The 13,498-nt window shown below is 64.9% G+C and carries 11 protein-coding genes; 3 read left to right on the top strand and 8 right to left on the bottom strand.

Annotated elements, in window-relative coordinates; all coding sequences use genetic code 11:
- Nucleotides 1-25: 25 nt before the first annotated feature.
- A complete protein-coding gene (locus SPICUR_RS02330; protein WP_237220346.1) occupies nt 26-919 on the top strand; it encodes a DMT family transporter in 894 nt (297 codons plus the stop codon).
- The gene (locus tag SPICUR_RS02335) at nt 919-3,021 is read left to right on the top strand and encodes a S9 family peptidase (protein WP_041381598.1); all 2,103 of its coding nucleotides are present in this window, start codon (nt 919-921) and stop codon (nt 3,019-3,021) included. The genes SPICUR_RS02330 and SPICUR_RS02335 overlap by 1 nt, the downstream gene beginning before the upstream one ends.
- Nucleotides 3,022-3,051: 30 nt before the next feature.
- On the opposite strand, the gene SPICUR_RS02340 is transcribed toward SPICUR_RS02335, so the two are convergent.
- The 3 genes from SPICUR_RS02340 to SPICUR_RS02350 are packed head-to-tail and all read right to left on the bottom strand — an operon-like array spanning nt 3,052 to nt 5,099.
- On the bottom strand, nt 3,052-3,585 hold the full coding sequence (locus tag SPICUR_RS02340; protein ID WP_023365666.1) for a DUF2058 family protein: 534 nt from the start codon (nt 3,583-3,585) through the stop codon (nt 3,052-3,054).
- A 32-nt stretch (nt 3,586-3,617) separates the two neighbouring features.
- Nucleotides 3,618-4,517 (bottom strand): DMT family transporter, encoded by a 900-nt coding sequence (locus SPICUR_RS02345; RefSeq protein ID WP_023365668.1) that lies wholly within the window; start codon nt 4,515-4,517, stop codon nt 3,618-3,620.
- Between the two features lie 9 nt (nt 4,518-4,526).
- A complete protein-coding gene (locus tag SPICUR_RS02350) occupies nt 4,527-5,099 on the bottom strand; it encodes an SHOCT domain-containing protein (protein ID WP_023365670.1) in 573 nt (190 codons plus the stop codon).
- A gap of 160 nt (nt 5,100-5,259) precedes the next feature.
- Here SPICUR_RS02350 and SPICUR_RS02355 point away from each other — a divergent pair, with 160 nt between their 5' ends.
- On the top strand, nt 5,260-5,865 hold the full coding sequence (locus SPICUR_RS02355; protein ID WP_023365672.1) for a superoxide dismutase: 606 nt from the start codon (nt 5,260-5,262) through the stop codon (nt 5,863-5,865).
- Here SPICUR_RS02355 and SPICUR_RS02360 read toward each other — a convergent pair.
- The 5 genes from SPICUR_RS02360 to metH form a co-directional block, all read right to left on the bottom strand.
- Nucleotides 5,837-6,526 (bottom strand): DUF2334 domain-containing protein, encoded by a 690-nt coding sequence (locus SPICUR_RS02360; protein ID WP_023365674.1) that lies wholly within the window; start codon nt 6,524-6,526, stop codon nt 5,837-5,839. The two genes, SPICUR_RS02355 and SPICUR_RS02360, sit on opposite strands and share 29 nt — an antisense overlap.
- On the bottom strand, nt 6,523-8,778 hold the full coding sequence (locus SPICUR_RS09855; protein WP_023365676.1) for a sulfotransferase: 2,256 nt from the start codon (nt 8,776-8,778) through the stop codon (nt 6,523-6,525). The genes SPICUR_RS02360 and SPICUR_RS09855 overlap by 4 nt, the downstream gene beginning before the upstream one ends.
- A complete protein-coding gene (locus tag SPICUR_RS02375) occupies nt 8,779-9,099 on the bottom strand; it encodes an HPF/RaiA family ribosome-associated protein (RefSeq protein ID WP_023365678.1) in 321 nt (106 codons plus the stop codon).
- A gap of 41 nt (nt 9,100-9,140) precedes the next feature.
- Nucleotides 9,141-9,722, bottom strand: a complete 582-nt coding sequence (locus tag SPICUR_RS02380) for an invasion associated locus B family protein (RefSeq protein WP_023365680.1) — start codon at nt 9,720-9,722, stop codon at nt 9,141-9,143.
- A 62-nt stretch (nt 9,723-9,784) separates the two neighbouring features.
- A complete protein-coding gene (metH, locus tag SPICUR_RS02385; protein ID WP_023365682.1) occupies nt 9,785-13,486 on the bottom strand; it encodes a methionine synthase in 3,702 nt (1,233 codons plus the stop codon).
- Nucleotides 13,487-13,498 lie beyond the last annotated feature (12 nt).

The raw sequence follows: 13,498 nt of genomic DNA on the forward strand, positions 1-13,498 counted from the left end.
TGGAAGACGCTTGGGAGATCCTATCTTGGCCGTTCCCACCTCGGGCGCGCGACTAGGCCCGACAAGTGATCACGCCCGCGGTCTGATGCTGGCCGCTGGCGCGGTGTTGCTGATCAGCTTCGACGCGCTGTTGGTGCGACTCGCCGATGCCCCGCACTGGGATATCGTGCTCTGGCGGGGGACCCTGATCGCCATCACGCTGGCGGTGTGGATGCTCGTATCCGGGCAGCGCCTGCATATGCCTGCGGGACGTCGCGATCGATGGTTGATCGTGCTCAGCGTCATCATGCTGTCCGGGAATACGACGCTGTTCGTGCTATCGGTCTCCTACACCGCGGCGGCGAACACCGTGGTGATTCTTGCCGCCTCGCCGTTCTTTGCGGCCCTGTTCTCAGCGCTTTTTCTGCGCGAACGGGTCCCACTGCGGACCTGGCTGGCGATTGCCACGGCGATGGCGGGCGTGATTGTCGTGTTCGGTGGCGGCATGCGTGGTGGAACCGCACTGGGCGATTTCTTCGCGATGACACTGGCCGTGACCGTCGGCGGGCACCTGACGATCCTGCGGCGGTTTCCGGCGGTGCCGCGCCTGCCGCTGATCTGTCTGTCCGGGGTGCTTGCGGCGCTCACCGCTCTGGCATTCGCCAACCCGCTGTCGCTGAGTGCGCAGAGCTATGCGGTGATTGCGGTGATGGGCGTTGCCCAGATGCCCCTCGCGACTGTCATGCTGGCGGTGGCAACGCGTTATCTGCCCTCTCCCGAGGTCAGCCTGGCGCTGCTGCTCGAGACCGTGCTGGCCCCGATCTGGGTGTGGTGGGTACTGGGTGAGGCCGTGCCACCGCTGACTGCCGTGGGCGGTGCGCTGATTCTAATGACTGTGGCCGTGCATGCGATGCTCGCCTTGAGAGAGGAGAAAACCTGATGGCCACGACGCCACCGTCCCACCCGCCCATGGCGATGCGCCAGCCGGTCACCGATACCCGCCATGGCGTGACCCGAACCGATCCCTACGCCTGGCTGCGCGATCCGAACTGGCGTGAAGCGATGGTAGAGCCGGAGCGTCTGGATCCGGCGATCCGCGACTATCTGGAGGCCGAGAATGCCTATGCCGATTCGGTCATGGCGCCACTCGAGTCCTTGCGTGAATCACTGGTGAGGGAGCTGCGCGGGCGGATTCGCGAAGACGACAGCAGTGTGCCTTCGCCGGATGGGCCATGGGCCTATTATTCGCGCTATCGCGAGGGCGGACAGCATGTCCTGCTCTGCCGGCGTCCACGTGACGGCGGCGATGAGCAGATTTTGCTTGACGGCGATGCCGAGGCCGAGGGGGCGGATTACTTCCAGCTGGGCGGCGCCGCCCATAGTCCCGATCACCGCCATCTCGTCTTCGCCGAGGACCGGGCCGGTGCAGAGTCGTTCAGTCTGCGGATCCGCGATCTCGATGAGGGCCGTGACCTGGCCGAGGTCATTCAACCGGCGCGCGGTGATATTGCGTGGGCGAACGACGGCAGAACGTTCCTCTACACGGTGATTGACGACGAGCACCGGCCGCGCTGGATCTATGCGCATGAACTGGGAACACCGGCGGCGGCGGATGTGTGCGTCTACACCGAAGAGGATGCGGGATTCTTCCTGGGTGTGGATCGCACGGAAAGCGGACGCTTTCTGGTCATTGACAGCCATGACCACACGACCTCGGAGGTGCGCTGGCTGCCAGCGGAGTCGCCCACCGCCGAACCCCGTCTGATCGCGGCTCGCGAGCGTGGGATCGAGTATTCGGTGAGTGATCATGGCGATGACTGGCTGATTCATACCAACGCCGGCGAGGCGGAGGATTTCATGATCGCCCGCGCGCCGATCGGCGCCACGGATCGCCGCGACTGGACGCCTGTGGTGACTCACCAGGCCGGGCGGCTGATTGAGGGGATGCGGGTGTACGCCGACTGGCTGGTCCGCCAGGAGCTTGAGGATGCCGAGTCGCGGCTCGTGATCCGCGCCCTGGGGACGGGCGAGGAGCACACCATCGATCAGCCCGATCCCTGCGTGGAGGTGGGCCTCATCGGGGGGCTGGAGTACCACACCGATCAGCTGCGGTTCGTCGTCAGCGGCTTTGCGCAGCCGGCACAGGTGTTTGATTACGACATGCGCACCGGCCAGCGGGTGCTGCGCAAGACCCAGACGGTTCCCTCCGGCCACGACCCGGAGGCGTATGTCTCGCGACGCCTGATGGCGACGGCGCCGGATGGCGAGCGGGTGCCGGTCTCGCTATTCCACCGTCGCGATCTCGTCCCGGATGCGCGGACGCCGCTGCTGCTCTATGGTTACGGCGCCTACGGCATCAGCGACCTGCCGGGCTTCAGCCCCAATCGCCTGTCACTGGTGGATCGCGGGTTCGTCTACGCCATCGCCCATGTGCGGGGTGGCAAGGAGCGTGGCTATCGCTGGTACCGTCAGGGCCGTCTGTCAGACAAAAACCATACTTTCAGTGACTATATCGCCTGTGCCCAGGCGCTGATCGAGGCGGGCTACACCGGCACGGGGCAGATTGCCGCCCATGGCGGCAGTGCCGGTGGCATGCTGGTGGGCGCGGTCCTCAATCAGCAACCGACGCTGTTCCGGGCCGCAATCGCCGATGTGCCTTTTGTCGATGTGCTCAACACCATGCTCGATCCCGATCTGCCGCTGACGCCGCCGGAATGGCCGGAGTGGGGCAATCCGATCGAGGATGCCCGGGCCTATGCCGATATCGCCGGCTACTCTCCGTACGACAACGTCGCGTCGCGGGACTACCCGCATCTGCTGGTGACGGCGGGGGTGTCCGATCCGCGGGTCACTTACTGGGAGCCGGCGAAATGGGTGGCAAGACTGCGCAGTGAGGGCCAGCCATCAAGTACCGTCCTGCTGCATACCAACATGAGTGCGGGCCATGGTGGCCCGGGCGGGCGTTTTCAGTTTCTCGAAGAAGTGGCCTACCGCTATGCATTCCTGTTGTGGGCTTATGGGCTGGCATCCGCGGATCACTGAGCGGTCCGGGCGGCCATAGGCCGCCCGGGCTCACCACATCAGATCATCAGGCACCGGGAAATCGGCATAGGCATCATCCTCATCATCGGCGCCGCCGCTGTCCGCGGCGCTCCAGGCGATGAGGAACGGTGCCCGGGACTGCACGAATTCAACGATGTCCCCGGGGATCAGCCGATAGCGTCCCCGGGTGCGCGCAATGGCGAGGCGTCCCGCGGCGAGATCGCCGCGTTGCGCGGCACTCACGCGGATTGGACGGATTCTGCCGTTATGGCTGAACTGGAAACGCTCGTCACCGTCGTGGCCGATCTCTCGATCGATGACCATCTGCCGAGCGGCCTGTTCCTCCGCCTGCTGCTGGCGCGCTTCCTGGCGGCGGGCATTGAGCGTGCGATCGCGCGCCCGGCGATCGGCTTCGCGCTGGGCGGCGGCCTCGCTCGCCGCTGCCTGTTCGGTATCGGTCTCACCGCGGCGCCGCTTCTTGCGTTTGTTGCTGCGGGTCTTTTTAACCGACTGTTCATCGGCAAGGCCGGATTTCAGGAGTTGATCGCGGAGACTGTCGCTCATGGGGACAGGATAAGCAGCCGCAGGCGGGCTGACTACCCCTGCGCCGCCGGCGCGGGGCGGGCGCGCTGGACCAGGGCGACGCCGATGACCACGACGACCAGGCCGGCGAGGGCGCTGGGGGCGAGACGCTCATCGAAGAGGCCCCAGGCCATCACCACGGTCAGCGGTGGCGCCAGGTAGAACAAGGCGGCCACGCGGGAGGCCGCGCCGTGCTGGATGAGCAGGAAAAGCAGGCCGATGGCGCCGACCGAGAGCACCAGCACCAGCCAGGCCAGCGCAAAGACGAGCTCCCCGGTCCAGGTGATCCGGCCGGTCTCCGTGGCTGCGGCGATGCCTGTAAAGACCAGGCCCGTCGCGGCAAACTGAATCGCACCGCCGGTGCGCAGATCCGTCACAGGACAGAACCGCTTTTGGTACAGCGTGCCCAGGGTGATGCCGAGCAGGGCCACGGTGGTGCTGATGAGCGTGGCGGAGCCAGCGGTGCCCTCCTGCAGTCGGGAGGAAACGACCAGCGAAACCCCGGCGAAGCCAAGCAGCAGGCCAAGCCACTGGCCGCGGCTGACCCGCTCGCCGAGCAGGGGCCCCGCCAGGGTGGCCGTGAGCAGAGGCTGCAGGGCAACAAAGATGGCGGTGACCCCGGCAGCCTGACCGCGGTCGATTGCCCAGAAAACGCCGCCGAGGTAGCAGCCATGCACCAGCAGCCCGGCGATGGCGGTATGGGCGACGGCCCGGGCGCTGCCCGGCCAGGGTGCGTGAGTGAGCAGGGCCACCGCGAACAGCAGCCCCGTGGCGAGCAGCATGCGGATCGCCAGGAAGGTCATTGGCTCGATGTACGGCAGCCCGAGTCGGGCGCCGATAAATCCCGTGCTCCAGAGCATGACGAATGACGCGGGCAGGGCCAGTGCCCAGGCCCACTCCGGCAGATTGCGCATGGACGGGGCCTAGTAGGCCTCGTCGAGCACCCGCTCGCGGAGCTGTTCATACTCGGCCTGGTCGAGCAGGCCGCGATCACGCAGCCCGTCGAGCTCCTCGAGCCGGCTGGAAAGGGAGTCTGTCGTGGGCGCTGACCCGGTATCATCGGCCGGCGCGGCGGTGTCGCCCGATGCCTGATAGCGTCGATAGGTCGCACCGGTCATCTGCAGCTGGCGCTCGTCACAGATGCCACGACTATAGAGCGACCCCGTCCCAAGGATGCGCAGGTAATCGGCATCGGTATCCGCCGCCTCATCACGAAGGCGCGTGGCGATCTCTTCAACGCCGGCATCACGCTCCGACGCGATATTGCAGTTGACCTGGGCATAGCGGGTGAGCTGATCGACCTTGCGGTAGCCGCTGTCGGGCGCACTGGTGCCGACCGTCAGCGCTGGCGTGCTGAGGGTGTCGATGAACCCCGAAACCGGTTCGCTGGAATCGGAGGAAGTGGCCGTGTCGCTGTCGGTATTGCCGGGTATCATGCCGCAGGCAGTCAGGCTGAGGCAGGCCGCGAGGATCGGCAGGGTTTTGGGAAATACCATGATCGGGCTCCGATTGGGGCAGTATCGTTAAACCATTGAGTATTGCCGATGTGGAAGGGATTTGGCCAGCCCGCGGCTGGCCAAAAATGGACTGCACGAGTACGATTTCCGGGTCGGGGCCAACAGGCCCAATCACTGAAAACCACCAAAGGAGATCCACATGGCCTTTACGCTACCGGATTTGCCCTATGACTATGACGCACTGGATCGCTCTATTGATGCCCGCACCATGGAGATCCACCACACCAAGCATCACAACACCTACGTCACCAAGCTCAACGCGGCGGTGGACGGGACCGATCACGCCGGGAAGCCGCTCGAGGATCTGCTGACCGGAGTGTCCGCGCTACCGACGGCAGTGCGTAACAACGGTGGCGGTCACTATAACCACTCGATGTTCTGGAAAATGCTCTCGCCCAACGGCGGTGGCGCACCCACCGGGGCAGTGGCCGATGCCATCACCCAGGCCTTCGGATCGTTCGACACGTTCCGCGAGACCTTCACCAACGCCGCGCTGGGCCGCTTCGGCTCTGGCTGGGCCTGGCTGATCCACACGCCGGAAGGGCTTAAGGTCACCTCCACGCCCAATCAGGACAATCCGCTCATGGATGTCGCCGAGGACCGCGGTAAGCCGGTGCTGGGCATTGATGTGTGGGAGCACGCCTATTACCTGCGCTATCAGAACCGCCGGCCGGACTACGTCGAGGCGTTCTGGGACGTGGTGAACTGGGACGAGGTCAACCGCCTTCTGGCGGACGCGGGCTGAACCGCGCCAGATCCCGCTCCATGGCGTTCGCCAGCGGGAGCTGGGCATCGTGGGGATGGAGCCCGATGCGCAGCCCCGCCGCCGGCGGGCGTCGCCGGTTGAGAGCATTGCTCACCGACAGCATCCGTTGCTGAAAACCGTTGCCCGCCTCATAGCCGAGCAGTGCCCGGTAATGCCAGCGCTGGTCAGCCAGCGAATAGATCCCCCTGATCGTTTCCACACTTGAGAATGGTTGCTCGTTGAGCCGCCGACGCGGAACCGCACCCAGTGCCCAGGCCGGGGGCACATAGAGACCATTGGGCGTCAGCCCCTGGGTACCGAACCATTCGTGGCATCGACGCATGAGTGCAAGAATGCCGTCTGCGTCCAGGCAGAGGTGTTCGGCGACCCGCCTCGAGATGAGTGCGCCGTGGAGTCGATGCCAGAGTCCGCCGAACGTGCGGATGCCATGTCGCCAGCCATGTCCCGCCAGCGGATGGCCATCGGCCTGCCAGCGGTGCAGTTGTGCGAGCCCCTCGCAGTCCCATTCCAGGCCAGGGACGATGAGTAGCACCGGCGGCGGCCAGCCATGAGCCCGACAGCGGTCGATGAGTGTCCTGACGGCGCCGAGGGTCGAGGGCATGACATCGTGGATGCTGAGATGGACATCGGGCCGGCTCATGGGTGGATTAACGAAAGCCACTCATGGACACAGCGACGGGTCATTGCAGCGGCCTGGCGGCGCGCCGTGGCGCCGCACTCGGCGAGCACCGTTGGCGACTGCTCGAGGATGCGATCGAGGGCCTGGGTGACAGTCTCGTCCTGCTCCATTACCAGCAGCCCGTCCGCAAACTCCGGCCAGTCGGCGATCCCGCAACCTGGCGAGACCAGTGCGAGCCGTCCCCGCACCATCGCCTCGAGGGCGACGGTCCCGAACGCCTCAACGCGCGATGGCAGGATCAGCAGATCGCTCGCATCCAGTGCGTCACGCAGCTGACAGCGGTCCAGCCAGCCGCGGTCGGTCAGATTGTCGAGGCGCTCCGCGGCGGCCCTGACCGTCTCGCGCTCTGGGCCTTCGCCCACAATCTCGAACTGGCACTGAGGATGTGCCTCGGCCGCCGCGATGACCGTCCCGACGCGTTTTTCCGCGGCCAGCCGACCGACAAACAGGATCCGTTCGGGGGGCAGCTCCAGCGCAGCGGGCTCGGTGTCGAGGAAATCACGCGGGATCGGGGTGTGGACCCGCTCCACCCGCTGCGCACCCTTGTCCGCGGCGAGCCGATGCATGTGCGCTGAATTACTGACCACTACGGCCGCCCGACGGAACAGCAGTCCGTTGATGCGGGCCATGAACCAGCGGTTGATGGGGCCCCGCAGCCTGCCCCAGTAGAGCGTCGCAAGGGCCTCGTAGTCGGTATGCAGACCGAAGATCAGGCGCGCCCCCAGGCCCTTCGCCATCAGTCCGGCGAGCACACCGTAGGGCCCCGGGGTCGCGACGATCAGAACATCCGGCCGGGCGTCGGCGATGGCGCGATGCAGCTCGAACGGCGAGGGCAGCGCGACGCGCTGGGTATCATCACCGGGTAGCCCCGCCTCATACCAGTGACGCATCGGCTGATCAGGGTCTCCGGCGGCGATCAGGCGGATCGTCTCGACCTCATCACGCAGGTGATCGATCAGGTCGCTGTAGTAGGTGCCAACGCCGTTGCGACGGGGCGCGGCATCCGACACGACAACCACCCGCTGTTGCGGTTCGAGTGCCTGGATGTCGGCAGCGCTGACTGGTTGGGCGCGGGCGAAGTCGAATGCCGCGCCGACATCGGCGAATCGCTCGGCGATCCGCCCGGCATCGAGGCGATAGTCATTGAGCGAGTGCCGATGCCCTGACCGGTGCTCGCGGGCCTGGCGGTCGAGTGTGGCGAGGCGTTGCGCAAATGCGTCCGCAAGGGCCAGGTCCAGCGTTGAGTAGACCTCACGGATGGTATCGGCGAGCCCGTTGCGTTGGGCGGGGAGAGGAACGAAAACCGCCCGTCCGGGTGGTTGTGCGGGCAGTACTGAGAGCAGGTCCGTATAGCCGAAATGTAGCTGACGGAGCATTCGTTGGCTGAGCGCGTCCCGGTCGATTCGGCCGTGGAGGGCCTCGAGCCCCGGCGTCAGACTCGAGAGCTGTGATGACACGACCTCTGCGGGATCACGGAGGCAGGCGATGAAACGCGCCTCCGGGAAGGCGTGTTGCAGCGTTGCGACCAGCGTCGCATGACTGGCGTTCTTGGCCAGATAGGTCTGGTCGGTGGCATGGAAATGGAGATGCCGCTGGATGCTCCGCCGGTAACGGGTCATGAGCCGATCCCGCTCGGTCTGTGTCAGGGCAGCATCACCGCGGCCAAGACGCCAGAGCCGGTGACTGTCAGGAAACGCCACCACAAGGATGAACGCCGAGAGGTGCGGCAGAAGGCTGAGGTAGTCCTCTTCCGGCGCACGCGCTGAGAGTGGATGGGCACCGGTCAGTGGCGCGAGCCAGCGGCGGTTGATCCAGCCTGCAAGGCGATGCAGTGGCCCACCGGCAAACCGGTCAAGCCGCGCCAGTCCACGCCACAGATAGCGATGGCTGACCGATGGGGCGAGCAGGCACTCCCAGGTGCGCTGGGTGGTGAACTGTGGGTCCTGGGCGAGGGCCTCGTGCAGTGCCGTCGTGCCACTGCGCGGAACGCCGAGGATGAAGACCGGGCGTTTGATGGGTCGTCGTCGATAGCCCCGGAAGAGAAGCTCGTCGAGCCCCAGTCCTGCCCAGTAGTAGGCCAGGGCAAAGGGAAGGAGCAGCCCGAGGCCGAGGCTGACTGCCCAGCGTCGTGGCCCGTTGCGCAACAGGCCATCACGACGCGGGATGAGGCCCGAGCTGACAAGCCCGAGCCAGTCGGCGATAACGCGGAACACTCAGTGCCGCCGGACGCGATCGTCCTTGCCGAAGTGATGGGCGAGACTGCGATCGAGCTTGCCCGCGGCCTGGTGAGCCGCGGTATAGGCATCCTCGGCAACGGCTTCGGCCACCAGAGGCTGGCGACCCTGGGGATGGGCCTCGAGGACGCAGTGGACATCGCGGCCGCCCTTATCGCCATTGTCATCCTTGAAGTGGGCTTCAATACGGGTCACACGCTCACCGTGCTTGCGCTCCACGGGCTCGAGCTTGTGCTGCACGTGCTCGCGAAGGGCATCCGAGAGGTGAACGCCGTCACCGGGATTGATGATCAATTCCATGGTTGTCTTGAACTCCTGGTCGTTGGACGAAATGTGTGGGTCTATCGGCCGCTGGCGCTGACTTCATCGAGCGCGGCGCTGAAGCCAAGCAGTGACAGCGGGATCTCGACATCGCGATTCTGCGGATCAGCGATGGTGAGGGTGGCCCGTTCGCCAGCCCGCATCTGGCTGACCAGATCATCGGTGAGCTCGATGCTTGAGCGGCAACCGGCCTGCAGGCAGATCTGCACCGGGAAGCGTTCCGCTTCGCCATCGTCGATGCGCAGCTGAACACCCGGTGGCAAAAGCATCCCGAGGGGCAGATTGAATAGCGCCACCGGGCGCTCTGCATCCGGCGGGAAGCCGATGACCGCCTCGAGCACCGTCTGATCGTTCTCCTGCTCACTCACCTGCTGATACATCTCGCAGAACTCTTCAGCGCCGAAGGCATCCTCGGGTGCCGGCTGGCAGCGCACGATCCAGTCCTCGTGGCGGGCCTTGACCTCCGCCTGGGGGCGCTCGGCCTGTGGCTCCAGGGCAGGGTCGGTATTGCCGCTCTGAGCACTGGCGATGCCACCCATGAGCAGCGACATCGCGAGGAACAGGGCGGCAGCCAGCGCCCGGGGGGCAGTCTGTGGGGTCATGATCAGCCTCGATTCTGCGTTCAAAGTCATTCCAGTCTGCCGAACTGCACCAATGATGCAAATCAGTCCTGTATCGGTTCATACCCGAGGTTGGGCGCGAGCCAGCGCTCCACTTCCGCGACCGGCATGCCCTTGCGCCGGGCATAGTCTTCGACCTGATCGCGATAGATCCGCCCGATGCCGAAATAGCGGCTGTCCGGATGCCCGAAATACCAGCCCGAGACCGCTGCTGTGGGATACATCGCACGGCTTTCCGTGAGTTTCAGACCGATGCGGTTCTCGACGTCCAGCAGCGACCAGAGGCGGTCTTTTTCGGTGTGATCCGGGCAGGCTGGATAGCCCGGCGCAGGACGGATGCCGTGATACCGCTCGGCAATCAGATCGGCGTTGTCGAGGGCCTCGTCCGGCTGATAACCCCAGAACTCACGGCGCACCCGCTGGTGAAGCATTTCGGTAAAGGCCTCCGCCAGCCGGTCAGCCAGCGCCTTGACCATGATCGAATTGTAATCGTCATGGTCTGCCTCGAAGCGCGCAACCGGGGCATCAATGCCCAGCCCCGTCGTGACCGCAAAGGCTCCGATCCAGTCCGTCTGACCGGTTTCGCGGGGGGCGACAAAATCGGCCAGCGACTGGTTGGGCCGGCCATCGGGCTTTTCATTCTGCTGGCGTAGATGATGCAGCGTAGTGATGACCTGGCTGCGATCCTCGTCGGCATAGATCTCGGTGTCATCGCCCACTGCATTGGCGGGGAACAGGCCATACACACCGCGCGCGGTGAGCCACTTTTCGTCGACCAGCTGCTCGAGCATCGCGACCGCATCGGCATGCACCTTCCGCGCCTCCTCGCCCACGATTTCGTCGTCGAGGATCTTCGGGTAAGAGCCGGCAAGCTCCCAGGCGTGGAAGAACGGTGTCCAGTCGATATAGTCGACCAGCTCCTCGAGCGAGGGTTGGATTTCGTGGATACCGGGCTGATTGGGGCGGATTGGCTGGTAGTCCGTCCACTCGATGGGTGTGCGGTTGGCGCGGGCCGCTTCGATGCCCAGCCATTGCTGACGCTGGCGGCGATTAGCGTGCTGTTTCCGGACCCGCTCGTATTCGCTGCGGAGGTCGGCGGCAAACGCCTCATAGCGGGTGTCGCTGACCAGGTTGCTGGCCACGCCCACCGCCCGCGAAGCATCTTTGACGTAGATGACGTCCTGGTCATAGCGCGGGTCGATCTTGACCGCCGTATGGACGCGCGAGGTAGTGGCACCGCCGATCAATAGCGGGGTGGACATGCCGCGGCGCTGCATTTCCTTGGCGACGTTCACCATCTCGTCCAGCGATGGCGTGATCAGCCCCGAGAGACCGATCACATCGACGTTCTTCTCAACGGCGGTGTCGAGGATCTGCTCGGCGGGAACCATTACCCCGAGATCCGTCACCTCGAAGTTATTGCACTGCAGCACAACGCCGACAATGTTCTTGCCGATATCATGGACATCGCCCTTGACCGTTGCCAGCAGGATCCGGCCGGCGGGTTCGTCATCGCCGCCGCCGTTCGCCGCCTTCTCCTCTTCGATATATGGCAGCAGATAGGCGACTGCCTTTTTCATGACGCGGGCCGATTTCACGACCTGCGGGAGGAACATCTTGCCCTCCCCGAACAGATCACCGACAACGTTCATGCCATCCATCAGCGGTCCCTCGATCACCTCGATGGGGCGCTTGACCTGCTGACGGGCCTCTTCGACGTCGTCGTCGGTGTAATCGGCGATACCCTTCACCAGCGCGTGCTCGAGGCGCTTTTCGACCGGCTGCTCCCGCCAGGCGAGGTCCTCTTCCTTTTTCCGACCGCCCTGGCCCTTGTAGCGCTCGGCCAGATCCAGCAGGCGCTCGGTGGCATCCTCGCGTCGCGCCAGTACGACGTCCTCGACATGATCGCGGAGCTCGGGATCGATGTCGTCATACACCTCGAGCTGACCGGCATTGACGATCGCCATGTCCAGACCGGCGCGGATCGAGTGGTAGAGGAACACCGAATGCATGGCCTCGCGCACCGCATTGTTGCCGCGGAACGAGAACGACAGATTGGAGAGCCCGCCGCTCACCTTGGCGTGGGGGAGATTGTCCTTGATCCAGCGCGTGGCGTTGATGAAGTCGACCGCATAGCGATCGTGATCGGCGATACCGGTGGCAACGGGGAAGATGTTCGGGTCGAATATAATATCCTCCGCCGGGAACCCGATCCGCTCGGTGAGCAGCCGGTAGGCTCGCTCGCAGATCATGATGCGGCGCTCGTAGGTATCCGCCTGACCCTGTTCGTCAAAGGCCATGACCACCACGGCGGCACCGTGGCGCTTGAGATCGGTCGCCTGCTCGAGAAACGGTGTCTCGCCCTCCTTGAGCGAGATGGAGTTGACCACCGACTTGCCCTGGATCCACTTGAGCCCCGCCAGCATCGCATCCCATTTCGACGAGTCGACCATCACCGGCACGCGGGCGATCTCGGGCTCGGTCGCGACCAGTTTGAGATAGGTCTCCATGGCCTCAGTGGCATCGAGCATGCCCTCGTCCATGTTGACGTCGATGATCTGGGCGCCACCCTCAACCTGATCCCGCGCGACCTCCAGCGCGGTGTCGTGATCGCCTTCCATGATCAGTCGCTTGAAGCGCGCCGATCCGGTGACGTTGGTGCGCTCGCCGATATTCACGAACAGGGCGTCGTCACCGATATTGCAGGGTTCAAGGCCGGAGAGGCGCATCGCCTTCTCCGGCGCCGGGATCGGGCGTGGCGGAATGCCCTCCACGGCCCGGGAGAGGGCGCGGATGTGCTCGGGCGTGGTGCCGCAGCAGCCGCCGATGATGTTGACGAAGCCACTCTCGGCGAACTCTTTCATGATCCCGGCCATGAACTCGGCGGAGTGATCGTATTCGCCGAACTCGTTGGGCAGCCCCGCGTTGGGGTAGATGGTGACGAAGGTGTCGGCGACCCGGCTGATCTCCTTGACGAAGGGACGCATCAGATCGGCACCCAGTGCGCAGTTGAGACCCACCGTGAAGGGCTGGGCGTGACGGACCGAATTCCAGAACGCCTCGGTGGTCTGGCCCGAGAGGGTGCGACCGGAGGCGTCGGTGATGGTCCCGGAGATCATGACCGGCCAGCGCTCGCCGCGATCGGCGAAGAGTTGCTCGAGGGCGTATATAACCGCCTTGGCATTCAGGGTGTCGAAGATGGTCTCGATCAGCAGCAGATCAGCTCCGCCCTCGATCAGCCCCTCGGCTGCCTCGCGATAGGCAACGACGAGCTCATCGAAGCTGACGTTACGCTTACCCGGGTCGTTGACATCCGGGGAGATCGAGGCGGTGCGGTTGGTGGGGCCAATCGCACCCGCGACCAGCCGGGGTCGGCGTGGATTCTCGGCCTCGAAGGCATCGCAGGCCTCTCGGGCGATGCGGGCGGCCTCGACGTTGATCTCCCGGGCCAGATGCTCGAGACCGTAATCGGCCTGAGCGATGGTGGTCGCCGAGAAGGTGTTGGTTTCAACGATATCCGAGCCGGCGGCCAGATTATCGCGATGGATCTGGTCGATGATATCGGGCTGGGTCAGAACGAGCAGGTCATTGTTGCCGTTCAGATCCTTTGGATGATCGACGAACCGCTCGCCACGGAAGTCCGGTTCCGAGAGCGCGTGGGACTGGATCATGGTGCCCATGGCACAGTCAAGGAGGTGAATGCGCTCGGCAAGCGCTTCCCGCAGTCGCTGGACGCGATCCGGCATCAAATCTTCTCC

Source organism: Spiribacter curvatus, assembly GCF_000485905.1.
In the GTDB taxonomy this organism is placed as follows: Bacteria; Pseudomonadota; Gammaproteobacteria; order Nitrococcales; family Nitrococcaceae; genus Spiribacter; species Spiribacter curvatus.